26 protein-coding genes are annotated in these 25,599 nt (G+C 65.6%); 15 read left to right on the forward strand and 11 right to left on the reverse strand.

What is annotated here, in order from left to right; translation table 11 throughout:
* The first annotated feature begins 1 nt into the window (after position 1).
* Positions 2-343: a PadR family transcriptional regulator gene (locus tag FPZ24_RS00555; RefSeq protein WP_146569229.1), complete on the forward strand. Its 342-nt coding sequence runs from the start codon at positions 2-4 to the stop codon at positions 341-343.
* A gap of 1 nt (position 344) precedes the next feature.
* The gene (locus FPZ24_RS00560) at positions 345-1,313 is read left to right on the forward strand and encodes a hypothetical protein (RefSeq protein WP_146569230.1); all 969 of its coding nucleotides are present in this window, start codon (positions 345-347) and stop codon (positions 1,311-1,313) included.
* A 227-nt stretch (positions 1,314-1,540) separates the two neighbouring features.
* Here the strand turns inward: FPZ24_RS00560 and FPZ24_RS00565 are convergent, their stop codons facing one another.
* On the reverse strand, positions 1,541-2,572 hold the full coding sequence (locus tag FPZ24_RS00565) for an NAD(P)H-dependent flavin oxidoreductase (RefSeq protein WP_146569231.1): 1,032 nt from the start codon (positions 2,570-2,572) through the stop codon (positions 1,541-1,543).
* 123 nt (positions 2,573-2,695) lie between these two features.
* On the opposite strand from FPZ24_RS00565, the gene FPZ24_RS00570 reads away from it, so the two are divergent.
* Together FPZ24_RS00570 and FPZ24_RS00575 are read left to right on the forward strand one after the other, a co-directional pair.
* Complete coding sequence (locus tag FPZ24_RS00570) at positions 2,696-3,313, forward strand: GntR family transcriptional regulator (protein ID WP_186728950.1); 618 nt, start codon at positions 2,696-2,698, stop codon at positions 3,311-3,313.
* Entirely contained in the window at positions 3,303-4,886 is a 1,584-nt protein-coding gene (locus FPZ24_RS00575; RefSeq protein ID WP_146569233.1) for an amidohydrolase family protein, read from the forward strand. The genes FPZ24_RS00570 and FPZ24_RS00575 overlap by 11 nt, the downstream gene beginning before the upstream one ends.
* A gap of 10 nt (positions 4,887-4,896) precedes the next feature.
* Here the strand turns inward: FPZ24_RS00575 and FPZ24_RS00580 are convergent, their stop codons facing one another.
* Positions 4,897-6,168: an aspartate kinase gene (locus FPZ24_RS00580; RefSeq protein ID WP_146569234.1), complete on the reverse strand. Its 1,272-nt coding sequence runs from the start codon at positions 6,166-6,168 to the stop codon at positions 4,897-4,899.
* A gap of 54 nt (positions 6,169-6,222) precedes the next feature.
* On the opposite strand from FPZ24_RS00580, the gene ubiG reads away from it, so the two are divergent.
* On the forward strand, positions 6,223-6,960 hold the full coding sequence (gene ubiG, locus FPZ24_RS00585; RefSeq protein WP_146569235.1) for a bifunctional 2-polyprenyl-6-hydroxyphenol methylase/3-demethylubiquinol 3-O-methyltransferase UbiG: 738 nt from the start codon (positions 6,223-6,225) through the stop codon (positions 6,958-6,960).
* Here the strand turns inward: ubiG and FPZ24_RS00590 are convergent.
* Positions 6,957-8,573 carry an alkaline phosphatase D family protein gene (locus tag FPZ24_RS00590; protein WP_146569236.1) on the reverse strand — a complete coding sequence of 539 codons (1,617 nt, stop codon included), beginning with the start codon at positions 8,571-8,573 and terminating at the stop codon, positions 6,957-6,959. The two genes, ubiG and FPZ24_RS00590, sit on opposite strands and share 4 nt — an antisense overlap.
* 85 nt (positions 8,574-8,658) lie before the next feature.
* Here FPZ24_RS00590 and FPZ24_RS00595 point away from each other — a divergent pair, with 85 nt between their 5' ends.
* Both FPZ24_RS00595 and FPZ24_RS00600 read left to right on the forward strand, forming a co-directional pair.
* Positions 8,659-10,107 (forward strand): hypothetical protein, encoded by a 1,449-nt coding sequence (locus FPZ24_RS00595; protein ID WP_146569237.1) that lies wholly within the window; start codon positions 8,659-8,661, stop codon positions 10,105-10,107.
* A gap of 15 nt (positions 10,108-10,122) precedes the next feature.
* Complete coding sequence (locus FPZ24_RS00600) at positions 10,123-11,778, forward strand: hypothetical protein (protein ID WP_240047551.1); 1,656 nt, start codon at positions 10,123-10,125, stop codon at positions 11,776-11,778.
* Here the strand turns inward: FPZ24_RS00600 and FPZ24_RS00605 are convergent, their stop codons facing one another.
* Positions 11,779-12,972 (reverse strand): glycosyltransferase, encoded by a 1,194-nt coding sequence (locus FPZ24_RS00605; protein WP_146569238.1) that lies wholly within the window; start codon positions 12,970-12,972, stop codon positions 11,779-11,781.
* A gap of 7 nt (positions 12,973-12,979) precedes the next feature.
* Positions 12,980-13,933 (reverse strand): hypothetical protein, encoded by a 954-nt coding sequence (locus FPZ24_RS00610; protein ID WP_186728952.1) that lies wholly within the window; start codon positions 13,931-13,933, stop codon positions 12,980-12,982.
* 265 nt (positions 13,934-14,198) lie between these two features.
* Between FPZ24_RS00610 and FPZ24_RS00615 the strand changes: the two genes are divergently transcribed.
* Entirely contained in the window at positions 14,199-15,296 is a 1,098-nt protein-coding gene (locus tag FPZ24_RS00615; protein ID WP_146569239.1) for a glycosyltransferase, read from the forward strand.
* Here the strand turns inward: FPZ24_RS00615 and maiA are convergent.
* The 6 genes from maiA to FPZ24_RS00645 form a co-directional block, all read right to left on the reverse strand.
* Positions 15,283-15,906: a maleylacetoacetate isomerase gene (gene maiA / locus FPZ24_RS00620; RefSeq protein WP_146569240.1), complete on the reverse strand. Its 624-nt coding sequence runs from the start codon at positions 15,904-15,906 to the stop codon at positions 15,283-15,285. The genes FPZ24_RS00615 and maiA overlap by 14 nt on opposite strands.
* Entirely contained in the window at positions 15,903-16,949 is a 1,047-nt protein-coding gene (locus tag FPZ24_RS00625; RefSeq protein ID WP_146574040.1) for an AI-2E family transporter, read from the reverse strand. Before FPZ24_RS00625 ends, maiA begins: the two co-directional genes overlap by 4 nt.
* A gap of 65 nt (positions 16,950-17,014) precedes the next feature.
* Positions 17,015-17,200, reverse strand: coding sequence for a hypothetical protein (locus FPZ24_RS00630; protein ID WP_146569241.1), 186 nt, complete (start codon positions 17,198-17,200; stop codon positions 17,015-17,017).
* The gene (gene lepB / locus FPZ24_RS00635) at positions 17,197-18,141 is read right to left on the reverse strand and encodes a signal peptidase I (RefSeq protein ID WP_146569242.1); all 945 of its coding nucleotides are present in this window, start codon (positions 18,139-18,141) and stop codon (positions 17,197-17,199) included. The genes FPZ24_RS00630 and lepB overlap by 4 nt, the downstream gene beginning before the upstream one ends.
* A gap of 1 nt (position 18,142) precedes the next feature.
* Positions 18,143-18,559 carry a holo-ACP synthase gene (acpS, locus tag FPZ24_RS00640; protein ID WP_146569243.1) on the reverse strand — a complete coding sequence of 139 codons (417 nt, stop codon included), beginning with the start codon at positions 18,557-18,559 and terminating at the stop codon, positions 18,143-18,145.
* Positions 18,556-19,296: a pyridoxine 5'-phosphate synthase gene (locus FPZ24_RS00645; RefSeq protein WP_146569244.1), complete on the reverse strand. Its 741-nt coding sequence runs from the start codon at positions 19,294-19,296 to the stop codon at positions 18,556-18,558. The genes acpS and FPZ24_RS00645 overlap by 4 nt, the downstream gene beginning before the upstream one ends.
* 192 nt (positions 19,297-19,488) lie before the next feature.
* Here FPZ24_RS00645 and coxB point away from each other — a divergent pair, with 192 nt between their 5' ends.
* The 7 genes from coxB (at position 19,489) to FPZ24_RS00675 (ending at position 25,597) form a co-directional block, all read left to right on the forward strand.
* Complete coding sequence (gene coxB, locus FPZ24_RS00650; RefSeq protein ID WP_146569245.1) at positions 19,489-20,640, forward strand: cytochrome c oxidase subunit II; 1,152 nt, start codon at positions 19,489-19,491, stop codon at positions 20,638-20,640.
* A 2-nt stretch (positions 20,641-20,642) separates the two neighbouring features.
* Positions 20,643-22,352 carry a cytochrome c oxidase subunit I gene (gene ctaD, locus FPZ24_RS00655; RefSeq protein ID WP_146569246.1) on the forward strand — a complete coding sequence of 570 codons (1,710 nt, stop codon included), beginning with the start codon at positions 20,643-20,645 and terminating at the stop codon, positions 22,350-22,352.
* Positions 22,353-22,446: 94 nt separating this feature from the next.
* Positions 22,447-23,343 carry a heme o synthase gene (locus FPZ24_RS00660; protein WP_146569247.1) on the forward strand — a complete coding sequence of 299 codons (897 nt, stop codon included), beginning with the start codon at positions 22,447-22,449 and terminating at the stop codon, positions 23,341-23,343.
* Positions 23,340-23,474: a hypothetical protein gene (locus FPZ24_RS17715; protein ID WP_275669353.1), complete on the forward strand. Its 135-nt coding sequence runs from the start codon at positions 23,340-23,342 to the stop codon at positions 23,472-23,474. Before FPZ24_RS00660 ends, FPZ24_RS17715 begins: the two co-directional genes overlap by 4 nt.
* Positions 23,471-24,004 carry a cytochrome c oxidase assembly protein gene (locus FPZ24_RS00665; protein WP_146569248.1) on the forward strand — a complete coding sequence of 178 codons (534 nt, stop codon included), beginning with the start codon at positions 23,471-23,473 and terminating at the stop codon, positions 24,002-24,004. The genes FPZ24_RS17715 and FPZ24_RS00665 overlap by 4 nt, the downstream gene beginning before the upstream one ends.
* Before the next feature lie 31 nt (positions 24,005-24,035).
* Complete coding sequence (locus FPZ24_RS00670; RefSeq protein ID WP_146569249.1) at positions 24,036-24,953, forward strand: cytochrome c oxidase subunit 3; 918 nt, start codon at positions 24,036-24,038, stop codon at positions 24,951-24,953.
* Positions 24,954-24,955: 2 nt separating this feature from the next.
* Positions 24,956-25,597 carry an SURF1 family cytochrome oxidase biogenesis protein gene (locus FPZ24_RS00675; RefSeq protein ID WP_146569250.1) on the forward strand — a complete coding sequence of 214 codons (642 nt, stop codon included), beginning with the start codon at positions 24,956-24,958 and terminating at the stop codon, positions 25,595-25,597.
* Positions 25,598-25,599: the final 2 nt, after the last annotated feature.

A 25,599-nucleotide genomic window follows, 5' to 3' on the forward strand; every position in this document is an offset into this window, starting at 1 on the left:
TTTGCCGACCGATGACGATCTGTTCGAGAAAATGCGCGTCGAGCTGCGCCGCGGGTCGCTGGTGCTCGCCGTGCTCGGGGCGCTTCGCGAGGAACGCTATGGCTACACGTTGCGCCAGAGCTTGGAGGAGGCCGGCCTGCCGATCGACGAAGGCGCGCTCTACCCGCTGCTGCGCCGGCTCGAAGCCCAAGGCCTGCTGACCAGCGAATGGCGCGAGGACGCCAAGCGCACCAAGCGATTCTACCAACTGTCGACCCAGGGCGTGGAAACGCTCGCGCAATTGCTCGGCGAATGGAACGCGATCTCCGAATCGATCCTGCGCCTCACCGAAAAGGACAAGTAAGATGGACTTGATCGACCGCTATCTGTCCGCGATCCGCTGGAACCTGCCGCGCGGCAGCAACGCCGAGGATATCCTGGCCGAACTGCGCGACGTGATCGGCAACCGGATCGAGGAACGCGAGGACGCGCTCGGCCGCCCGTTGGACGAGAAAGAAGTCGGCGTGGTGCTGCGCGACTTCGGCCATCCGCTGGTGGTCGCCGCGCGCTACGGCACGCAGCAATGGCTGATCGGGCCGGACCTGTTCCCGTTCTACTGGTTCGCGCTGAAGGTCGTGCTCGCGATCAGCGTGTTGCTGACCTTGCTGTCGGGCGTCGGCGACATCGTTGCCGGCGGGCATCCGCTCCAGTCGCTGGCGCACGTGCTCGGCGGGGCGTGGTGGTCGCTGCTCGGCAATGCCGGGTTCGTCACGCTGATCTTCGCGATCATCGAACGCACCGGCTGGCTGACCGATCATCTCGGCCGCTGGTCGCCCGAGCATTTGCCCGATTTGGGCGATCTCAAGATCAAGACCAAGCCGCAGAGCCAGTGGGAATCGGTGTTCGAAGTCGTTGTCGGGATCGGCATCATCGCGTGGTGGGCCGGCTTCGTCCCGCTCCCGATCGCCTATACCGACGTCAAGGGCCTGACCCTGGTCCCCGATCCGATCTGGACGGTGATGTGGCTGCCGATCCTGGTGCTGCTGATCGCGCGGACGGTGTTCAACCTGGTACAATGGCTGCGCCCGCGCTGGAAGGCGGTGCGGGGCGTGCTCAGCGTCGGCACCGCGGCGGCCGCGATCGGCATATTGGTGATCGTCTACCAGGCCGGCCATTGGGTGACCGCGACCTCGGCGACGATGCCCGCCGGCCAGATCGCCGATATCGACCGTAGCACCAACCTCGGCATCCACTACGCGCTGATCGTCGGCGGGGTGATCTGGGTCCTGCAATGCGGCAAGGAATTGTGGCGGATCGCGGTGGCCAAGCGGTGACGCTTGCAATGTAGGATTTCGCCTGACAGCGTCGTCCGGCTCTTTGACATCGCGATTATCCCGCCCGTGCTCCTGCGAAAGCAGGAGCCCAGGGTCACTATCGCGATCGGTATGCCATGAGGTCCTGGGTTCCTGCTTTCGCAGGAACACGGGAAATCTAAAAAACGCGGAAGTTTGGGCCGCCGGCGGAACACCGCGTTAGTGTCACCCTGGTGTCAACTTAGCGGTCAGGCCGCGCGTTTCTCCAGCGCATGCGCGGCCTCGGCCATCAGTTGCGCGATGATGTCGGCGACGGGTTCCTCCTTGGTCACCATGCCGACCGACTGGCCGGCCATGAGCGAGCCATGCTCGACATCGCCGTCGATCACCGCACGGCGCAGCGCGCCCGCCCAGTAATGCTCGATCTGGAGCTGCGCCTCCAGCATCTCGACCTTCCCTTCGTCGAGCAGTTGTGCGACCTCGCGCTGCTTGGCGGTGAACAGCTCGCCGCCGGCATTCTTGAGCGCGCGGACCGGGATGACGGGCAGGCGCGGGTCGATCTGGACGCTCGACACTGCGTCGCGGGCGGAAGCGCGGAAGAACGCCTTTTTGAAATTCGGATGCGCGATGCTCTCGGTCGCGCAGGCGAAGCGCGTGCCGAGCTGAACCCCCGCCGCGCCCATGTCGAGATAGGCCGAAATCGCCTCGCCGCGGCCGATCCCGCCCGCGACGAACACCGGGACGTCGGCGGCGACCTCGGGCAGGATCTCCTGCGCTAGCACGCTGGTCGATACCGGCCCGATATGCCCGCCGGCCTCCATCCCCTCGACCACCAAAGCATCGACGCCCGAGCGGATCAGCTTCTTCGCCAGACTGAGCGCGGGGGCGAAACAGATCACCTTCGCGCCGGTCTCCTTGATCGCCTCGAGCGACCCCTTGGGCGGCAATCCGCCCGCTAATACGACGTGCGTGACCTCATGCTTCGCGCACACAGCGATCAGCTCGAACAGCATCGGGTGCATCGTGATCAAGTTCACGCCGAACGGCTTCGATGTCAGCGCCTTGGTTCCGGCAATCTCGGCGTCGAGCAGTTCGGGCGTCATCGCCCCGCACGCGATCAGTCCGAACCCGCCGGCGTTCGAGATCGCGGCGACCAGGTTCCGCTCGGACACCCACGACATCGCCCCGCACAGGATCGCGACCTCGCTGCCCAGAAATTCGACGCCCCGCGCCATGCGCCGCTCAAGGCGCTCGGCGCCGATGGAAGATGCGTTACTCATATGTCGGCGACTAGCCGCGTGTTGGGTCGGGTAGCAAGCAAAGGATCATGTACTTGCGCCATCGATTGTATTTTGTATACAAGATGCATGTCGCATTCGAATTGGCCACGATTGAGCGATCGGTTGCGTACCGATCTTCGGTCGCGAATCATTGCCGGCGACTTCGCCATGGGTGCCCGTCTCGAGGAGGTGGGCCTCGCCGCCGATCTAGGCGTAAGCCGCACGCCGCTGCGAGAAGCGCTTCACGGTCTCGAGCAGGAAGGGTTGGTAATCTCGCGTCCGCGCCGCGGATTCATCGTGGCGCCGTTGGATCAGAAGGCCGTTCGGGATTTCTATCCCATGCTCGGCAGCCTCGAAGCGCTGGTGGTGGAATCGTCCTGCGCGGCACTCCGCGACCAAGTGCCGCAATTGCGCACGCTGAACGCCGGCCTCGCACTTCCGGCGGTCTCGCCGCAAAAATCCAGGGTTGCCGACCGGGCATTTCACGCCGCCTTACGAAGCGCCTGTACGAATCAGCCACTACTTCGCCTGCTGGGCGCGCAAGAGGCAGTTGCATACCGACTGGATGGCGCCATGCGGCGCGGAATGGTGGATACATCCGGCTCCCATCGACAGCATGAAACGATCATCGCCGCGCTCGCCGACGGCGACGCGCGTAGCGCCAGCGACGCAGTGCGCGACCATTGGCGGTGCGGTGAGGAAGCGGTCATCGCGTGGATGGAGCACAACGATGTTCAATAAGACGATTGCTGCGCTGACTCTGGCCCTTCCACTGTCGTTGGCAGGCCAACCGACATCAGCGCAGGACATCGTCGATCCTGCTGCCGGGCCATCCGCTATCGTGCGGCTCAGCCAAGCTGCCGGCGTGGCGTCGATCCTACAGGCATTGCGAGCGCAGGCACCTTCGCGAACCATCGTTTTTCGCGATGTCAGCGTCGTCGATCCGTTGCGTGCACAAATGGTGGCGCATCGCACCGTGTTGGTGCGCAACGGGATCATCGTGTCCGTCGGCGGCAACCGGCAACCGCTACCGAAGGGCGCGTTCGTCCTAGACGGAAGAGGTCAATTTCTGTCGCCCGGACTGGTCGATTCGCACGTTCATTCCAGTTCGCCCGCGACGCACCTGTTGCACCTCGCCAACGGCATTACGAGCGTGCGCGAAATGGATGGGTTTCCTTGGATGCTCCTGTGGCGAGCGCAGACCCGCAATCGTCGGATGCTAGCGCCGATTCCCTATGTCGCTGGCACTATCATCAACGGCAATTCACTCGACGGCTATGCCGTGCCCGCGAGGACACCGGAAGATGGGCGCCGGATCGTCCGGGAGCAGGCGGCGTGTGGGTATGAATTCATCAAGATCCATAATGTGCTTCGCCCCGAGGTGTTCGACGCAATCGCGGACGAAGCGAAGGCGGTCCGCGTGGATTTGGTCGGGCATGTGCCGCACGCAATTTCGGTGCGCCGCGCCGCCGAGGCCGGGATGCGGACCGTCGAGCATTTGAAGGGCTGGCTGAACGACGGAACGCTGCAACTGGACGATCGCGACTATGCCGTTGCGAAGGATTACCGATCGATGTGGGTGGTGCCGACACTCTATGCGACTCAGCCCAACCTCCGCGGTGCGGCGGCGCGTGCGGCGCTTTCGGCTCCCGAGGCCGCCTATGTCCCTCTAGCGGACCGGGAACGCTGGCGCAAAGCAATTGAGGCTGACACGGGTGGTCCGCGCTCGCAGGACGGCCAGCTTGCGAACATGATCGTCATCGTGAAAGCGCTGCACGCAGTCGGCGCGCAATTCCTGGCCGGCACGGATGCCGATGGGTACAAATATACTGTCGCGGGTTTCGCTTTGCTCGACGAGTTGGACTTGTTGGTGGGGGCCGGCCTGTCTCCGGCAGAAGTATTGCGCGCCGCCACCGTCGAACCCGCGCGCGCGTTTCGCCGCGAAGGCGAATTCGGACTCGTCAAAGCGGGGATGCGGGCGGACTTGGTGTTGCTGCCGCGCAATCCGCTGACCGACCCCGACGCCTACCGCCATAGCCGCGGTGTGATGGCGAATGGGTATTGGCTCAGCCAAGCCGCGCTGGCGCGATCGCTCCGTCGGGTCGCGAGCCTGTTCGCGAAGCCGATCGCCGGCACCGATGTCGAGGGGCGCCAGCTCGTGCGCGACGTCGAACGGCTGTCGACGAGCGGTTACGTCTTCGACGCGGGGACGCTCGAGAATGCGGCGAACGCGTTTCGCGCGGGTGATGCCGAAACGGCCGAGCGGCTGCTCAGGCTAAGCCAAGCCGAATCGCGTTGTCAGCCGCGACCCTGAATTTGCGGGATTAGGCCGCCTCGTCCGCATCTAGTCCATAGGCAGTGTGCAGCACCCGCACCGCGAGTTCGGTCTCGTCCTCGTGGATCAGGACCGAAACCTTGATCTCGCTGGTCGAGATCGCCTGGATGTTGATCCCGCGCTGGCCCAGCGTCGTGAACATCGTGCTCGCGACGCCCGCGTGGCTCTTCATGCCGACGCCGACGACCGAGATCTTGGCGACGCGGGTGTCGTGGACGAGTTCCTCGAACCCGATCTTGTCCTTCGCGTCGTTGAGCGCCTGGATCGATCGCGCGAGATCGACGGCGGGCACCGTGAAGGTGACGTCGGTCGATCCCGCCCGACCCGCCGATTGATGCGCGATGTTCTGGATGATCATGTCGACGTTGATGTTCGCCGCCGCCAGCGGCGCGAAGATCGCGGCGACCGATCCGGGCGTGTCGCTGACGTTGGTCAGCGTGATCTTCGCCTCGTTCTTGTCGTGCGCGATCCCGGTGATCAGCTGGCGTTCCATCTCGTCGATCTCCTCTTCGCCCACGATCATCGTGCCGGGCAGCGTGTCGGCCATCGGCGCGTCGTCGCCGGTGAACGACGACAGCACCTGGACGCGGACGTTTTCCTTCATCGCCAGGCCCACCGAGCGCGTCTGGAGCACCTTGGCCCCGACGCTCGCGAGCTCGAGCATTTCCTCGTAGGTGACTTGCTTCAACTTACGCGCACGCGGGACGATGCGCGGGTCGGTGGTGTAGACGCCATCGACGTCGGTGTAGATGTCGCAACGGTCGGCCTTCATCGCCGCCGCCATCGCGACCGCCGACGTGTCGGACCCGCCGCGACCGAGCGTCGTGACGCGGCCGTTGTCGGCCAGCCCCTGGAACCCCGGGATCACCGCGACCTCGCCCGCGGTCAGCGATGCGTCGAGAGCTGCGGTGTCAATGTCTTCGATCCGCGCCTTGGCGAAGGCGTCGTCGGTGTGGATCGGCAATTGCCAGCCCATCCAGCTCCGCGCCTTCACCCCGGCCGCCTGCAGCGCGATCGCGAGCAACCCGCTCGTGACCTGCTCGCCCGACGATACCACCACGTCGTATTCGCGCGGATCGTAGAGCGACGACGCTTCGCGGCAGAAATTGACCAGCCGGTCGGTGTCGCCGGCCATCGCCGAGACGATGACCGCGACCTGGTTGCCGGCATCGACTTCGCGCTTCACGCGACGCGCGACGGCGCGGATGCGCTCGATCCCGGCCATCGACGTCCCGCCGAATTTCATCACGATGCGGGCCATGGCGGGGCGCGGAAGTCCTTTGGAATGGCGGAGCGGCGCTGATAGGAAGGCCGCATGGATAGCGCAACCGTAACGTCCGTAACTATCGATCCGCAGGAAGCCGCGCATTTCGGCAAGCTGGCGAAGGATTGGTGGGACCCGAAGGGGTCGTCGGCGATGCTCCACCGGCTCAATCCGCCGCGACTGAAGTACATCCGCGACCAGATTGACCGACATTGGCTGGGCGACGGGGTCGGGTTCACGCCGCTCGCGGGCAAGCGGGCGCTCGACGTCGGGTGTGGCGCGGGGTTGCTGTGCGAGCCGCTCGCGCGGCTCGGGGCGGCGGTGACGGGACTTGACGCGGCGGCGGAGAACATCGGTGTCGCGCGAGCGCATGCTGCGCTGAGCGGCTTGGCGGTCGACTATCGCGCGGGCGGGATCGAGACGCTGACGGGCGAGACGTTCGATCTCGTCACGTCGATGGAGGTGATCGAGCACGTCACCGACCCGGCGGCGTTCGTCGCGGGGCTGGCGGGCGCGCTGGCCGCAGACGGCTTGCTGATCCTATCCACTCCCAACCGCACCGCGCTGTCGCGGCTGGCGATGATCACCGTGGGCGAGGGGTTCGGCATGATCCCCAAGGGCACGCACGACTGGGACAAGTTCCTGACTCCGGACGAACTGACCGCTTTGGTCGAAGCGGTGGAGTTGCGGGTAATCGACGTGTCGGGGCTGGGCGTTTCGCCGGGCAAAGGCTTCGCCGTCGGCGACAGCACGCAGCTAGACTATTTCGTAACGGCGGTCCGCGCCTAGGCCATCACATTCCGGCCCCGCGCGACCGTCGCGGTGTGTCCGACAACCGCATTCGACGATTTCGTCTTCACCGAATCGACGAACAGCCAGTCGTTCGACACCTTAGTCGGCGTGATCGTCAGCGCCATGTAGCCGCGCCGCGAAGTGTCACACCATTTGAGTTCGGGATTGGCCGCGACCAGACCGGCCGCGACGATTTTCGGATCGGTCTTGATCGATCCTTCATAGCCGTTCGACGTGACGCTGTGCCCGGCGAATTCGACGCCGGCGGGCTTGCCGTCCTGCCCGAGGTCGTAGGCCCAGCCGTTGTGACTGTCGCCCGAGATCACCAACAGGTTGGCGCCGGCGCCCTGCGCCGCCTTCAGGAACCGCGCGCGCTCGGCCGGATAGCCGCCCCAATTGTCGTAGTTGAAGGGCAGGCCGGCTTTGGCCGCCTGAATGCCGCCCAGGATATAGCCCTTCGCGCGCTCGTTCGCGTTTGGATCGAGCCAGCCCATTGCCGCGTCAGGCATCACTGTCTGGCCCATGATCGTGCCGAACCCGACGATCTGCCACTTCTGCCCGGCCTTCACCGATTGGCGAAGCGCGTGGAACAGCCAGTTCGCTTGCTGCGTCCCCATCATCGTCGCGGCGGGGTCCATCCACGCGCCGTCGCGGAACGCCTTCAGCGCAGCGGCGGGGTCGGCTTCCTTGAACAACGGCGCAATGTCGGGTTGTTCGGTGCGCGCCAGGTCGCGCGTTTCGGTGCGGAACAGCGTCGCGAGCGTGCCGATCTCATAAGTCTTCCACGGCTCGTCGCTGATCGGCATCCATTCGCGATAGGCCTGCAGTGCGGCATTGCGGCGGCTGCTCCAATCGCCTTCGTCGGGCTGATGGTTCTCCGCGCCGCCTTCCCACGAATCGTTCGCGGATTCGTGGTCGTCCCACTGTACGATCCACGGCACGCGGGCATGGAGTGCCTGAAGATCGGGGTCCGCGCGGTAGCTGGCGTAACGAATGCGATAGTCGATCAGGCGGATCAGTTCGCCGGCCGGCTCGGTCGGGCGGACCTGGTCCTTGAGCGGCGGATAGCCGCCGATTTTATACTCATAGAAATAGTCGCCGAGATGGATCGCGAGGTCGAGATCGTCGCGCGCCGCGGCATGGGCATAGGCGTTGAACCAGCCAAACGGCATGTTCGAACACGAGAAGATCGCCGCCTTGAACGATTTCGCCGGTCCTTCGGGCAGGGTCTTGGTCTGGCCGACCGGCGACAGCGAGCCGTCGGGTCCGACGAAGCGGTAGAAATACCGCGTGCCGGGCTCGAGCCCGCTCACCGTGATCTTGGTCGTCCAGTCGCGCCACGGGCCGGTGATCGCCGTACCCTTCGCCACGATCCGCGCGAAATCGGCGGTGGGGGACATTTCGGCCATCAGGTGGATCGGCCGCTCGTCGGCGGGGACGAAGCGCGTCCAGAGCAACATCGAATCGCTTGCCGGCTCGCCCGACGCGACGTTGTGGGTGAACCCGCGCAGGTTGGCGACGCTGCCGGTCTGCGCGAATCCGGGAATCGCATAGGCGCCCAATCCCAGCGTTCCGGTCATCAGCAACGAGCGGCGATCGATCCGAAGCATGTCGTTCTCCCTGTTCGCAGCGTGCTTGCGCCCGCTCGATGTCGCTTTGGTGACAGTCGCCGGCCCGGCTGTTAGGGGCGCGCGCGTGACGCCGTCCCTCCGGTCCCTCGAACGATTGCCGCGCTGGGCGATCCTGTTGCTGGTCGCGATCATCGCGCGCGCCGCGACGTTCGGCAACCCGATCGTGCATGTCGACGAAAGCTTCTATTTCGCGACGGCGCGGTCGATGCTCGACGGTGCGTTGCCTTATGTCGACGTGTGGGACCGCAAGCCGATCGGCCTGTTCCTGCTCTACGTCCCCGCCGCCCTGTTCGGCCTGCCGCTTGGCATCTGGGTCTATCAGGCGATGGCGCTGGCGGCGGTCGTCGCGACCGCGTTGCTGATCGCCCGGCTGGCCGATCGCGCGGGCTGGCGGCGCGGTTCGCTGGCGGGAGCGATCGCGTATATCGTGTGGCTCGATCTGCTCGAGGGGCAGGGGGGGCAGGCGCCAGTCTTCTACAATCTGCTGATGGTCGGAGCGGCCGCGCTGATCGCGTCGAGCGACCGTGATCATGATCCGCGGAGCCGTCTGCGGCGCGGGCTCGGCGCGATGCTGTTGGTCGGGGTCGCGCTGCAGATCAAATATTCGGTGGTTTTCGAAGGACTGTTCTTCGGGCTGTGGTGGCTGTGGCGCGAGGCGATGCGACGGCGGCACGCGGTGCCGATGCTGGCGGAAGGCGCGTTGCTCGCTGTCGTGGCGCTGATCCCGACCGCGCTCGCGTTGGTCTATTATCAGGCGATCGGGCAGGGGGCGGCATACCTCTATGCCAACTTCACTTCGATCGCCGCGCGCCGGCCCGACCCGATGGGCGAGCAATTCGGCAATCTCGCCCAGATCGTGCTGATCACGTCGCCGTTGTTCGCCGCGGCGATCCTCGCATTGCCCCGCGGGCATTGGGAAGGGATCCGCGGCTGGTTGTTCGCCTGGCTCGTCGCGGCGGTGTTCGGGCTACTCGTGTTCGGATCGTGGTTCGACCATTATGCGCTGCCGGTTTTGGTCCCCTTGAGCATTTGCGCCGCCGGATTCGCCGACGATCCCCGCCGCTCGCCCAGGATCACCGCGGCCGTGCTGCTGATCGCGCTGCTAGGCGGCGAGGCCACGGTGATCGCCAAGCGACTGGGCCGCGGTGGGCCGGGGCAGTTTGCCGATGTCGTCGCGGCCGTGGGGCGCGGTCCGGGCTGCCTGTATGTCTATTCGGGCGAGCCGATGCTCTATCCGGCGACCGGGCGGTGCCGCCTGAGCCCGTACGTCTTTCCCAGCCATCTCGTCCGCAAGCGCGAGCGTGGCGCGATCGGGGTGGATCAGCAGGCCGAGATCGAGCGTATCCTGGCGCTCAAGCCGGCGGTGGTGGTGATGCGCCTGCCGTTCAACGGCGAACGGCCCGAGCTTCGTGCGCTGGTGATCGCGCGAATGGCGGCGGGGTATGACCTGAAGGTGCAAAAGCCGTTGGGGCGCGACACCATCTCCGTGTTCGCAGCGCGGCCCGATCGCTAGATGTGGCGCAGGAGCATGGGGCCGCTGGGTGCCCTTGCCGCCTACCTGTTGTCGATCGGCATCGTGTTCCGCGATACGATCCTGAGCGGTTTCGATCTCGGGTTCGGCGACCGCACGGATGCGATCATCGAAATCAGCATCCTGGAACATTGGCGGTCGGTCCTGCTGGGCGCGGCGCGCTGGAACCAGCCATTCTATTTCCATCCCTACACCGACACGTTGGGCTATAACGACGGATACCTGCTGTCCGGCGTGGTCTATTCGGGATGGCGGCTGTGGTTCGATCCGTTCGTCGCCGACACGATGACGGCGTTGACGTACAAGAGCGTCGGGTTCGTCGCGATATTGTGGCTGGTGCGCGGCGTGCTGCGCTGGTCGTGGGGAGCGGCGATCCTGATCGCCACGCTGGCGACGATCGCGAACAACATGTTCCTGCAATCGATCCACGCACAGATCCAGACATTGGCGCTGTTGCCGATCGTCGCGGGGCTCGCGATCAAGGCCGCTCGCGCAGAGACCAGCGATCAAGGCCGGACCTATCGGTGGGCAATCGCCGCCGCCGCGATGATGGGGCTGTGGCTCGTCACGTCATTCTATTTCGCCTGGTTCACGATCTACTTTTCGATCGCCTTCGTCGCCTGCTGGCTGTGGGTGACCGGGCGCTGGCGATCCGCGGAATTGGCGCGGTTGTTTCACGCGCATCGGCGAACGGCCGCGGTGTTCGTTGGCGTCTTCGTGCTCGCGGCAATCCCTTTCGTTCTCGTTTACGCGCCCAAGATGCTTGAGACGGGCGGACACGGATTCGTCCTGTCCTACACCGTCCAGCCGACCGATCTCGTCAATACGGGCGAACGGAATTTGCTGTGGGGATGGCTGGTCCGGGCGTTGGCCGGCATGGTGCATACGGTGACGCCCGCCGGCAGCCGGCTCGAGAAAGCATGGCTTGGCGGCGAGCACGAGGCGGGTTTTCCGCTATTGCTCTTCGCGCTGACCTGCGCGGCCGCCTATCGCCTGGTTCGCCGGCGTGGCGACACGGGGTTCGCGCGCGTGTTCGCGCTGGCGATCGTGATCAGCTGGGCGTTGACGTTGCGGATCTGGCAAGTGTCGCCGTGGATTCTGGTCCACTATCTGGTCCCGGCGGCGTCCGGCCTGCGCGTCGTGCTGCGCTATCAGCTGTTCCTCGTGCTGCCGGTCCTGCTGTTGGTCGGAACGGTGTTTCGCCACCGGCTCACGAGGCTTTGGCGACGCCGGCCCGTGCTGGCCGCGGGCTTGATCGCCCTCTTGATCCTCGAGCAGATCAATCTCGCGCAACCGGCGCAGCTCAGCCGCAAGGCTCAGTTCGCCGCGCTCGATGCCGTGCCCGCCCCACCGACGGAATGCCACGCGTTCTACGTGGTCGTAGTTCGCCCGGGCGAGCCGATCTATGTCGATCGGCGGCTCAATGCGCTCTATCCGCACAACGTCGATGCGATGTTCCTCGCCGAGCGCTGGCGGTTACCGACGCTGAACGGCTTTTCGACCTTCAACCCTCCGGACTGGAACGTCGCGAGTCCCGAAGCGGCCGACTACGACGCGCGCGTCATGGCGTATGCGAGAAAGCACCGGCTTGCCGGACTGTGCCGGCTCGACATGCGCAGTCCGGCGCCGTGGCGGCGTGTAACGACGATCTGATCAGGCGACGAGGCGGGCGCGCTGTCCGGCCTTTTCGGCGATCCGGTCGGCGTAATAGTCCATAAGGTCGACCGTGTGCTCGCGGTCGGTGCGGACGCGGCCCGCGGCGACCCTCGCGGCCTTGCGCAGGATCGCCGGCTCGCGCGCAAACATCCGCTCGATCGCCAGTGCGGCGTCGGCCGCGTCGCGAGGGGCATATTTCTCGCTCGTCAGCGGATCGGCCGCTTCCGCGCATCCGCCGGTATTGGGAACGATCAGCGGCAGGCCCGACGCCATCGCTTCGGACGCGACCAATCCGAACGGCTCGGCTTCCGATCCGTGGATCAGCGCATCGCAGCTCGCCATGATCCGCGCGAGTTCGGGGCGATCATAGACCGGGCGGAACATCTTGATGTGCGGGCTGCCCGCGATCCGCGCCTCGATCCGCTTGCTCTCAGGACCCGTCCCCAGCAGCATCAGCCCGACCGGCAGCCCCGCGCCGGCGCGTTCGACGGCATCGACGACCATCGGCCAGCGCTTCTCGCCATGATGCCGCCCCAGCCCGAGCAGCAAATGCCCCTCGGGCGGCAGATCGAGCTGGCGCAGCATCGCCGCACGCAACCGCTCGTCGCGCAAATCGGGGGAGAAATGGCTGCGTTCGATCCCCAACGTCATCGCGGTGTCGATCCGCACCCCGCGCCGCAGCAACCGCTTCTGCAGCGCCGGGCCGTTGGTCACGACGGTATCGTACATATCGAGGAAGCGATTCATGTACTGCGCGTAGATGAAACAGGCGTCCTCGATCTGCTCGGGCGGCGCGAGCCCTTCGAGCCAGCGCATCGGATAGGCCGCGATATTGTCGTTGTGCATGAAGAACGACTTGAGCGCGCGGCCCTGCCATTGGCCGACGATCCAGGCGGGTCGCCAAGGCGACGAGGTTTCGACGACGTCGGGATCGAGTTCGTCGAGCAATCGCCAGATCGGATCGCGCTTCGAGAACAGCCCGTAATTCTTGTCGAACGGCAGCCCCGGAGACTTGAGATAGATGACCTTCCCGCCGCCGACCCGCTCGTCGACATATTCCTTGTCGCGGCCGCAGGCGATGCAGATCAGCTCGTGACCCATCTCCGCCATCAGCGCCATCTTGCGGTCGATATAGGTGCGCACCCCGCCGCCGGTCGGGGAATAGAATTCGTTGACATCGACGATCCGCATCGCGGGCTCAGACCTCCCGCTTGATCAGGCTCTGCACCGCGAAGCCTGCGGCGAGCACGACGTGGGTCAGCAGGATCGCGGCGGCGGTGAACGCCATCAGGCTCGATAAGTCGCTATTCTCGCCCAGCAGTGCGATCGTGACGGTCGAGAACACCAGATCCTTGTTGGGAATGAACGGCAGGCGCGACACCATCATTCGCGTCGCCGACAGGAGCAGCCACGCGCCGATCGCGATGCTGGGCAGCGCGAAGTGCCACGCGAGCGCGATCAGCACGCTGGTCGCCGCGAGCCGGGCCAGGTGCACCGCGAACACCCACCACAAGGTCTTGCGATCGAGCGAGAAGACACGCCGAGAGAAAATGAGGAAGGGCAGGCTCATCGCCACCACGACGCCCATGCCGATCAACATCGGCCGGAAATAGAGCGCCGGGAGCCAGGGCAGCGCCAGCGCGGTCATCGCCAGCGTCATCAAATTGCCGGCCATCGCCGACAGGATCATCACGTCCTTCACCGCGCCGAACGGGGCCGCGACCATCTGCGCGCGCTGCCGCGCCCAGGCGTAGAAATAGGCCTCGCCCGAATAGCCCAGCACGACCTCGTTCGCGATGCGCTTCTTCATCAGCGCGCCGAGACCTTCGAGCGGGATGCGCCACAATTTGCGGAAGATGATGTAGTCGGCAACCGGCGGCGCTAGATAGAGCAGGACGAACGCGACGTAGTAGAGCCAGCTGTCGGGTGTCGCCTGGTCCAGCCCGTGAAGACCCGATTTCAGCAACTGGCGGGCAAGCCCGATGATCATGGCGACGGTCAGCACGCCGGCGATGATCATCGGCCAGCGGCTCTTGATCGTCTTGACCGGTTCGAGCCCGGCAAGATCCTCGGCGGCGTGCGCTAGATTGGGGGCCAGATTGGCCGCAGGATTGGCCGCAGGATTGGTCGAAGCCTCGACAAAACTGTTCATCGACGCTCCAGAATCTTGCATGTCCACGATGGGACGGTGTCCGATCGACGCCCGATTGCCCGGGAATAATGGCGGCTTAACGGCAAAGGTTCCGACCTCGCGATGATCGCCCCCTGGTGATCGGCGCGGCATTTGGGGTGGGGCAACGCATTTGGCAAGAGAATGTTGCGCTGCACAACGGTGAATCGGTGCTTCAGCACGATTTATGTCAGCCTTGCTGCTTGATTGCGAAACTTTTGACACAAATCGCCGTTATCCGGCCCGCATGCTCAGTCCTTACGGACCCGTAAGAATCTTCACGTTCGCGAAATCGCTGCATAACGGCGGTGTCGAGCGCGCCTTGCTGCGCTTGATCCACGGGTGGGTCGATGCCGGGCATCGCGTGACGCTGGCGCTGGGTACGAGCGATGGTCCTCATGCCGGTGAGTTGCCCGCAGGGGTCGAACTGGTTCAGATCGACGGGGCCTATTTCAATTTGATCGCGGCGCTGCCCGGCTTGGTACGTCGCGCCGACCCCGCGATCGTTTTCTGCCCCGGCAATCATTATTCGGGGGCCGCCGCGTGGTTGAAGGCGCGGCTGGGGCGGGATTGTCCGCCGATCGTGGCCAAGGTTTCCAACCGGCTCGACCGCGATGACCAGCATTTCCCCGTACGACAGGGCTATCGCGTCTGGCTCCGCGCGCATCCAGGATTCATCGACCATATGGTGGCGATGACGCCGGCGATGGCGGACGAAACCGTCGCGATGACCGGCATCGGCGCCGATCGCGTCAGTGTCATCGCCAACCCGCCCGGTCTGTCGGGCAGCGGCGCGCCGACCCCGCCCATCAACGGCAGCGACTATCTGATCGGTATCGGCCGGCTGGCGCCGCAGAAACGCTGGGACCGGGCGATCGCCGCGCTGGCGGACGTCGCGCGCGCGGATACCAAACTGTTGATCCTCGGCGAGGGCGAGGAACGGCCCGCGCTCGAACGGCAAGTCGCCGCGCTGGGACTGGACGATCGCGTGCGGTTGCCCGGTTATGCCAGCGATCCGCGGCCGGCCTTGGCCAGCGCCCGCGCGCTGGTGTTGACCTCGGATTTCGAGGGCGTGCCCGGCGTGCTCCAGGAATCGCTCGCGGTCGGCACGCCGGTGGTGACTACCGATTCGAGCGTCGCGATCCGCGAACTCGTCGCCGACCCGCGCCATGGCAGCATCGTCCCGACGGGTGACGACCGCGCGCTCGTCGCCGCGCTCGATCATTGGCTGACCCCGGGCCGTCCGCGCCCCGACCCGGTGCCAGAGCGGGGCCACGATTCGGTCGAGCGCTACGTCCGGTTGTTCGAGGAACTGATACTCGAACGCCGGCTTATGCAGGGCTGAACTTGTCCGGATGCGCGGCCGCGAAGGCGGGCAGCGCGGTCAGGGCGGCGTCGATCGCGACCAGTTTGGGATAGGCATCGAGCGGCGTTTCCAGCCGCCGTGCATTGTACATCTGCGGCACCAGGCAGACGTCCGACAGATCGGGCGCGTCGCCGCCCAGATACGGCCCGTCGCCTGCCAACGCCTCCAGCGCGGCGAATCCTTCGGCGATCCAGTGCCGATACCACTCGTCGCGCCCAGCCTGATCGATCCCCATCGCGCCGAGCCGCTTGAGGATGCGCAGATTGTTCACCGGATGAATGTCGGCGGCGATCACCAGCGCGCGCTGCAGCGTATGCGCCCGCGCCAGCGGATCGCGCGGCACCATCGGCGGATCGGGATAGGTCGCGTCGAGATAGTCGATGATCGCGAGACTTTGGCCGATCGTCTGCCCGTCCACGTCGAGCGTCGGCACGAACCCCTGTGCGTTGCGCGCGCGATTGGCGTCGTCGCCCTGCTCGCCCGCCAGCAGATTCACGTCGTGGCGTTCATAATCGACATGCTTCATCGCCAGCGCGATGCGGACGCGATAGCTCGCCGAGGAGCGCCAGTAATCGTAGAGCCGGATCATGCCTTCTTCGCTCGCGTTCGCCGTCGTCGCGGCGGGTTGGGGGCGGGGGCGGGTGAGGTTTCCATCGCGCGTTCCGAATTGCGCTCCATCGCGACCTTGATCATCGCGGTCAGCGGATCGGCGAGCGCCAGGCCGAGGATACCGAACAAGGTCGAAAACAGAATCTGCGTCGACAGCGTCAGCGCCGGCGGCAAATCGACGGTCTTTTTCGCGACCAGCGGAATCACCACCCAGCCGTCGAATGTCTGCACCCCGAAATAGATCAGGATCGCGAGCAGCCCCTTGTCCATTCCGGCCGAGAACCCGACCGAGATCATCAGCACGCCGCTGATGAACGCGCCGATATTGGGGATGAAGGCGAGCATGCCGGTGATGATGCCCAGCACCAGCGCCATCGGGATGCCGGCCAGCGCCAGCGCGAGCCACATGAACAGCCCTTCGAAGGCCATCCCCGCCAGACGGCCGGCGAGCAGGCGGCGCAGCTGCTTCGCCATCCGTTCGAGCGTGATGGCGAATTCGGCGCGCTGGTCGCTCGGGACCATCCATTGCAGCCCGCGATCGTAGAGCTTGGGCTCCATCGCGACGAACAAGCCGATCACCATGATCATGAACAATGTGGTGATCGCGCCCAGTGCGGTGCCGATCCAACTCGTCAGCTTGCCGACCGAGCCCATCGCTTGCTGTGCCAGCCCCTTGAGGTCGTCGGCGCCCGGCAGGAAACCCTGCGCGGCGGCCCAGTGCGACAGCCGGTCGAACTGCACCGTCAGGGTCGCCTGGAGTTGCTGGAACTGGATGACGATCCCGGCGCCGGTCTTGTAGACGGTCAGGCCGATGAACAGCACGGTGAGCACCACCACGATCAACAGCCGCCAGCCGCGCCCGATCTTCAGGTAACGCCCGAGCAACCGAACCCCGCCGTCGAGCATCGATGCGAATACCAGCCCCGCCAGGATGACCAGGATCGGCTGGATCAGGATCACCACAAGCGCCATCACCGCGGCGAGCCCCAGCCAGATGCCCGCGCGCCTCAACTCCAGGCGCATTTCCGGATCGCGCAGCTCATGCGGGCTCGGTTCGGTGACCAGGCCGGCGTCGGGCCGCTCGGTGCTCACTTGTCGCGCGCCGGATGGAGTGAGGTACCGGCCCGACCGCCGCGCAGGCCGCCCCACCACGTCACCGCGGCGAGCCCCAGCCAGATGCCCGCGCGCCTCAACTCCAGGCGCATTTCCGGATCGCGCAACTCGTGCGGGCTCGGTTCGGTGACCAGGCCGGCGTCGGGCCGCTCGGTGCTCACTTGTCGCGCGCCGGATGCAGCGAGGTACCGGCGCGGCCACCGCGCAGGCCGCCCCACCAGGTCAGCGGATTCCAGGTCGCCTGGCCGTTCTTGCTGAAGGTGATGAACTCGGCGCGCCCGCCGACATATTCCCACGGCACCGGACCGCCGAGGCCCTGCAACGCGAGCGGTACGCGGCTGTCGGCCGATCGATCGCGATTGTCGCCCATGAGGAAGATCCGGTCGGCGGGTATCTTGACCGGTCCGTAAAAGTCGCCGTCGGAATAACCCAGGTCGACCGTCTCGTAGCTGCGGCCGTTGGGCAAGGTCTCGCGCACCAGCGGCAACTGGCAATACGCCTTGCCATTCACCGTGCGGCGGCCGCCCGGCACGTCGTTGCAGGTCGTGTTGGCGTCGATCGGCACCAGCAGGTTATGCATCGGCCCGCGCTTCACCGCCACATTGTTGATCAGCACCGTGCCGCCGCGCACTTCGATCGTATCGCCGGGCAGACCGATGACGCGCTTGATATAATCCTGGTTGCGCCCCGGCGGCGTCACGATGACGACATCGCCGCGTTCCGGCAGGCGCCCGAACAGCCGCCCCTTCACGAACGGCAATTGCACGCCCCAGCTTTCCTGCGGCTGCTTGAGCACCAGATCCTTCCACATCGCGACGGGATTGGGCAGCGTGGGGGAGATGAACGACCAACCGTAGGGATATTTGGTCACGACCAATTGATCGCCGACCTGCAGGCCCGGCAGCATCGATTCGGACGGGATGTAGAAGGGCTTGGCGACGAAGCTGTGGAACGCCAGCACCGCGAGCACGAGCCAGAAGATGCCGCGGATTTCGCGCCATACCGCTCTGCCGCTGATCGCGAATCGCCGCTTGCCTGGTGTCGCGGTCTGCTCGGCAGGCCCGCCGATCTGATCGTCGTTCAACGCCAACTCTTCACTCATACTAGGATCCGGTAGCGGGCGCGGGCAGCGCCTCGATCACGACGAACGCCTGCGCCCAGGGATGATCGTCGGTCAGGGTGATATGGATGTGCGCCACGTGGCCCGCCGGGGTCATCGCGTCAAGCCGGGCCTTGGCGCCGCCGGTCAAGGCGAGCGTCGGCTTGCCGCTGGGCGCGTTGACGACGCCGATATCCTTCATGAATACGCCGGCCTTGAATCCGGTGCCGACCGCTTTGGAAAAAGCTTCCTTGGCGGCGAAGCGCTTGGCCAGCGTTCCCGCCTTGGTGAACGGTCGCCGGTTGCCTTTGGCGCGCTCTGTCTCGGTGAAGACCCGCTGCTCGAACCGCTCGCCGAACCGGTCGAGCGAATTCTGGATGCGCTCGATATTGCACAGATCGGAGCCGAGCCCGATGATCACCGCGCCTCGTCCATCAACGCGCGCATCCGCCGCACCACCGGCGCCAAGCCGTCGAAGATCGCCTCGCCGATCAGGAAGTGGCCGATATTGAGCTCGCGGATCTGCGGAATCGCGGCGATCGGCACGACATTGTCGAAGGTCAGGCCGTGCCCGGCATGCGGCTCTATCCCGTTCTTGACCGCCAAAGCGGCGGCGTCGGCGATTCGGCGCAGTTCGGCGGCCTGTTCCTCGCCCGCCAATTCGCAGAAACGGCCGGTGTGTATCTCGACGACCGGCGCGCCGAGGCTCAGAGCGGCCTCGATCTGGCGCGGATCGGGCTCGATGAACAGCGACACACGGACGTTCGCCTCGCCCAGCGCGCGAACCATCGGCGCCAGGTGGTTGTGCTGTCCGGCAGCATCGAGCCCGCCCTCGGTCGTACGTTCCTCGCGCTTTTCGGGGACGATACACGCGGCGTGGGGGCGGTGGCGCAGCGCGATCGCCAGCATCTCTTCGGTCGCCGCCATCTCCAGGTTGAGCGGGATCGGCAGCTCCGCCGACAGCCGTGCGATATCGTCGTCGGTGATGTGACGGCGGTCCTCGCGCAGATGCGCGGTGATGCCGTCCGCCCCCGCCTCCGCTGCGAGCAGCGCCGCGCGCACCGGATCGGGATAACCCGACCCACGCGCATTCCGGACGGTCGCGACATGGTCGATATTGACGCCCAGGCGTAACGAGTTGGCGGTGGAAACGCTCATCGAAGGCGACAGATACGGAGCCGGTTGAGGCCGCGCAACGTTACCCGCACAGCAAAATGTGCGGCGAGCCTTGATGATCGCGGCGACCGCGGCGTATAGGCCCGGGCGATAGGGGCGAAATCCGCCCGAACAACATGGGTATGCGACGCGCCGTGACCATGGCGGGTCGGTTCAACAGGGTGACGCGACACGATGCGCTTTATCGGGCTGAAATCTACGATGCTGGCGGTGGGGCTGATGCTCGCCGGCGCCGGCCATGCCGCACCGCAGGCCGCCAACTCGGCCGCCACGGCGACGACGCCATCGACCGCGACCGCGCCGGCGGCCCCTGCGCAGCCGGTGACGGCCGACGTCAAGCCGGCGGGTACGACACCGGCGGCCGCCGCGACTCCGGCAGCCGATCCCGAGATGCTGGCGCGCGACGGCGCCCCCGAACTCGCCCCGACCAAGGGCATCGGCGACGCGGTCGACGGCGATATCGGCATCCAGCCGCAGGTCACCAAGAACGGCGAGCGCGCGAAGCACTTCCACAACGCCATCCTGTTGCCGGTGATCATCGCGATTTCCGTGTTCGTACTGTTCCTGTTGTTGTGGGTCGTCTTCCGCTTCCGCGCGGCCGCCAATCCGGTGCCGTCGAAGACCGCGCACAACACCACGATCGAAGTCGTCTGGACGCTGGTCCCGGTGCTGATCCTGGTGCTGCTCGCGATCCCGTCGATCGGGTTGCTGTCGGCGCAGTTCAAGCCGCCGCCCAAGGACGCCATCACGCTGAAGGTGACGGGCAACCAATGGTATTGGACCTATACCTATCCCGATAATGGCGGGTTCGAGATCACGTCGAACCTGTTGAAGGAAAAGGACGAGGTCGCCCCCGGCGAGCGTGCGCGCGAAGAGGCCGACGGCCCCCGCCTGCTTGCGGTCGACAATCGCGTAGTGCTGCCGGTCGGCGTGCCGATCCGCCTGATCACGACCTCGGCCGACGTCATCCACAGCTGGGCGATCCCGGCGTTCTGGATCAAGCTCGACGCGGTTCCCGGCCGCCTGAACGAGACTAGTTTCACGATCGAGAAGCCTGGCCTCTATTTCGGCCAATGCTCCGAACTGTGCGGGCCGAAGCACGGCTATATGCCGATCGCGGTCCAGGCCGTGCCGCTCGACGTCTATAACCGCTGGGTCGTCGCCAAGGGCGGCACCGTCGCCGGTGCGGCCGTCGCGCCGCCCGCGTCGGACAATGCCGCGGTTGCAGCGACGACCGGTCCGACCGTCAACGCGACGACCGCCGCGCCGACCTCCAATCAAGCCGCGACCGCGAATCCTGCGGGCGCCGGCAACCCCGGAAACTGATCATGAGCGACATCGCCCTCACCCCCGAGCGCTTCGAGGCGCATCATGACGATCACGCGCATCACGACGCCGATCACAAGCCGGGTTTCTTCGCGCGTTGGTTCATGTCGACCAACCACAAGGATATCGGGACGCTGTACCTGATCTTCGCGATCACCGCGGGGATCATCGGCGGCGCGATTTCGGGCCTGATGCGGATCGAGCTCGCCTCGCCGCATCTCCAGTATCTCGGCACCTGGGCGAACTACCTCAACCATCTGCGCGGCGGCGGCGACGTCAATGTCGACCAGGCCAAGCATCTGTGGAATGTGCTGGTGACGGCACACGGCCTGATCATGGTGTTCTTCATGGTCATGCCGGCGATGATCGGCGGGTTCGGCAACTGGTTCGTGCCGCTGATGATCGGCGCGCCGGACATGGCGTTCCCGCGCATGAACAACATCTCGTTCTGGCTGCTGGTGCCCAGCTTCTCGCTGCTGCTGGCGTCGCCGTTCTTCGGCGGTGCGGACGGCGGCGCCGGGACGGGCTGGACGGTCTATGCGCCGCTTTCGACGCAAGAAGCAGGGCCGTCGACCGACATGGCGATCCTGTCGCTCCACTTGGCGGGCGCGAGTTCGATCCTGGGCGCGATCAACTTCATCACGACGATCTTCAACATGCGCGCGCCGGGCATGACGCTGCACAAGATGCCGCTGTTCGTGTGGTCGGTGCTGGTCACCGCCTTCCTGCTGCTGCTCGCGCTGCCGGTGCTCGCGGCGGCGATCACGATGCTGCTGACAGATCGGAACTTCGGCACGACCTTCTTCCAGGCGGAAGGCGGCGGCGACCCGATCCTGTACCAGCATCTGTTCTGGTTCTTCGGTCACCCCGAAGTGTACATCATGATCCTGCCGGGCTTCGGCATGATCAGCCAGATCATCGCGACCTTCTCGAAAAAGCCGGTGTTCGGCTATCTCGGCATGGCCTACGCCATGGTCGCGATCGGCGTGGTCGGGTTCATCGTGTGGGCGCACCACATGTTTACGACGGGTCTGTCGGTGAACACGAAGATGTACTTCACCGCGGCGACGATGGTCATCGCGGTGCCGACCGGCATCAAGATCTTCTCGTGGATCGCGACGATGTGGGGCGGCTCGATCAGCTTCAAGACTCCGATGGTCTGGGCGATGGGCTTCATCTTCATGTTCACCGTCGGCGGCGTGACCGGCGTCGTCCTCGCCAATGGCGGCGTCGACGATTACATGCAGGACACCTACTACGTCGTGGCGCACTTCCACTACGTGCTGTCGCTCGGGGCGGTGTTCTCGCTGTTCGCCGGTTTCTACTACTGGTTCCCGAAAATGTCGGGGCGGATGTACAGCGAGTTCCTGGGCCAGCTGCACTTCTGGGTGTTCTTCGCCGGCGTGAACATCCTGTTCTTCCCGATGCACTTCCTGGGCCTGCAGGGTCAGCCGCGCCGCATGCCCGATTTCCAGGACGGCCTGGCCTATTGGAACCACATCGCATCGGCCTGGGGCTATTCGATCATGGCGGCGGGGATGGTGATCTTCTTCGTCAACATCCTGTGGTCGCTGTTTGCGGGCAAGAAGGCGCCCGACAATCCCTGGGGTTCGGGGGCGACGACGCTCGAATGGACGCTGTCGAGCCCGCCGCCGTATCACCAGTTCGAGACGTTGCCCGTTATAGACGAGGGCGATTCCCATCATCACTGATCGACCCCAGGTCGACACGAACGAGCGCCCCGGAGCGATCCGGGGCGTTTTTCGTTGGAAGGGACGGACCTCCCGCTTATAGCGCGCGCATCCCATGACGACCGAGACGATTGCCCTGCCCGCCGACTGGCGCGATTTCCTGGCGCTGACCAAGCCGCGCGTGATGACGCTCGTCGTGTTCACCGGGTTGTGCGGCATGCTCGCCGCGCCGGTGACGGTGCATCCGGTGATCGGGTTCACCGCGATCCTGTGCATCGCGCTCGGCGCCGGGGCGGCGGGGGCGCTCAACCAATGGTATGAGGCGGATCTCGACGCCAAGATGCGGCGGACGGCTGGCCGGCCGCTGCCCGCCGGGCGGATGGACAAGCAATCGGCGCTGCATTTCGGCGTCGGGCTTGGCGCGTTTTCGGTGCTGCTGATGGGGCTCGCGGTGAACGTGCTCGCCGGCGGCATCCTCGCGGCCTCGATCCTGTTCTACGTTTTGGTCTATACCGTGTGGCTCAAGCCCCGCACGCCGCAGAACATCGTCATCGGCGGCGCGGCGGGCGCGTTCCCGCCGCTGATCGGCTGGGCGGCGGCGACCGGCGGCCTGGCGCCGTTGCCGGTCTTGCTGTTCGCACTCGTATTCCTGTGGACGCCGCCGCATTTCTGGGCGCTGGCGCTGTTCGTGAAGACCGACTACGCCAATGCCGGCATCCCGATGTTGCCCGTCGTCGCCGGGGAGCGCGCGACCCGGACGCAGATCGGGCTCTACACGATTCCGATGGCGGTGGCAGCGATCGTGCCGTGGCCGCTCAAGCTGACCGGCGCGATCTACGGCGTGGTGGCGATCGTCGCGACCGCGTGGTTCGCGTTGCTGGCGCTCCGCGTCGCGACGCGATCGACGCAGGAAAGCGACACGATGCGCCCCGAAAAGCGGCTGTTCGCGTTCTCGATCGTCTATCTATTTGTCCTGTTCGGCGCGGTGGTCGTCGACCGGTGGCTGGCATGACGCCTGACGAAGAGGAACGCCGGCTGGCCGCACAGCGGCGCAACGCGCGCGTCATGGCGATCCTGCTCGGGGCGTTCGTGATCCTGATGTTCGCGGTGTCGATCGCCAAGATCGGGATGCGCCATCCATGACCGGCACGCGGCGCACCGTCCTGTTCCTGGCGCTGGGGGTCTGCTTCATGAGCGGGCTCGCCTGGGCCAGCGTGCCGCTGTACCGCATGTTCTGCCAGGTTACCGGCCTCAACGGCACCACGGGACGCGGCGTGCGCGCGCCTGGCGCGGTCGACGGCAAGATTACCGTCGCGTTCGACACCAACGTGTCGCCTCAGCTCAAGTGGAAGTTCAAGCCCGAGGCCGAATCCGAGACGATCGACATTGGCGCGCGCGACATGGCGTTCTTCACCGCGACCAACACGTCGAACCGGACGCTGACCGGTACCGCGACGTTCAATGTCACCCCGGCGCAGGCGGGCGTCTATTTCAAGAAAATCCAGTGCTTCTGCTTCACCCAGCAGACGCTTAAACCCGGCGAGACGCAGCGCATGCCGGTGATCTTCTACGTCGATCCGGCAATCCTGAAGGACCCGGATGCGCGCGACATCCAGACCATCACGCTCAGTTACACGTTTTACCCGGTGGATTCCGGCAAAACTCCTAGCTAGAGCGGTGTGAAGTAAAGACAGGGAAGCACCCATGGCCGGCGCCAAGAACCACGATTATCACATCCTCCAGCCCGATCCGTGGCCGATCATCGGCGCGTTCTCCGCGTTGATCCTCGCGGCCGGCGGGATCATGTGGATGAAGGGCGCGGCGCACGCGCCGGTCGTGTTCGGCCTGGGCGTGATGTGCGTGCTGATCACGATGTATTCGTGGTGGTCGAACGTCATCAAGGAAGCGCATCAGGGCGATCATACGCCCGTCGTGCAGCTCCACCTGCGCTACGGCATGATCCTGTTCATCGCATCCGAAGTGATGTTCTTCGTCGGCTGGTTCTGGGCGTTCTTCGACTTCTCGCTGTTCCCGGCGCCGGTCGTGTGGGACGCAGCGGCCAAGAGCGCGAACCTTGTTACCGACGCCGGCGCCAAGGCCGCCGCGGTGTGGCCGCCCAAGGGCATCGAGGTCATCAACGCGTTCCAGTTCCCGCTGCTCAACACGCTGATCCTGCTGCTGTCGGGTACCACGGTGACCTGGGCGCACCACGCGCTGATCCACAACCAGCGCGGCGGCGCGATGAAGGGCCTGTGGGGCCTGATCGGCGTCGGCGAGAATGACGGCGTCAAGAAGGGGCTGTGGCTGACGATCGTGCTCGGTCTGCTGTTCAGTTCGATCCAGGCGTACGAATATTCGGAGGCGCCGTTCCCGTTCAAGGGGCTGAACTATGGCGCGTCGTTCTTCATGGCGACGGGCTTCCACGGTTTCCACGTGCTGATCGGGACGATCTTCCTGATCGTGAACCTGGTCCGCGCGTACAAGGGCGACTTCACGCCGAAGCAGCATTTCGGGTTCGAAGCGGCCGCCTGGTACTGGCACTTCGTCGACGTGGTGTGGCTGTTCCTGTTCGTCACCATCTATGTCTGGGGCGGCTGGGGCGCACCGATCCACGCGGGTTGACGATGGATCCGGCGCCGGCCGAGACGGCGGCGCCGCGGCGGCGACTGCCGATCGTCGCCACCATCCTGGTGATGGCGGCGGCTGCGGCGATGATCGGGCTTGGTTTCTGGCAGCTCCAACGCCGCACCGAGAAGCTGGCCGCGCTGGCGGTACTCGCCGCCAACCCCGCCAAACCGCCGATCGCGATGCCGATCCCCGCGATCGGCGACGATCTGCTGTTTCGCCACGCGGGCGGCATGTGCCTGACGCCGATCAGCTTTTCGACCGAAGGCGCGGGTAACGCCGGCTATCGCATCATCGCGCATTGCAAGACCGGCGCCGAGGGGCCGGGCTTCGACGTCCAGCTCGGCACGACGCGCGACCTGGATTTCAAGCCGCAATGGTCCGGCGGGCACGTCAGCGGAATGCTGAGCCATGCGCCGAGTAATCGGCCGCTGATCGCGGGGCTGTTCGGGAAGGCGCCGCCCCAGCCGCTGCTGCTCGTCGCCGACACGCCCGCGCCGGGGCTGACGGCGAACACCGTCCCCAGCATCGAATCGATTCCCAACAACCACCTCGCCTACGCCGTGCAATGGTTCGCGTTTGCCGCCATCGCGCTGGTCATCTACGGCCTCGCGCTGCGCCGTCGCGCGCAGAGGGGATAGAA

This window comes from Sphingomonas panacisoli (assembly GCF_007859635.1).
Lineage (GTDB): Bacteria > Pseudomonadota > Alphaproteobacteria > Sphingomonadales > Sphingomonadaceae > Sphingomonas > Sphingomonas panacisoli.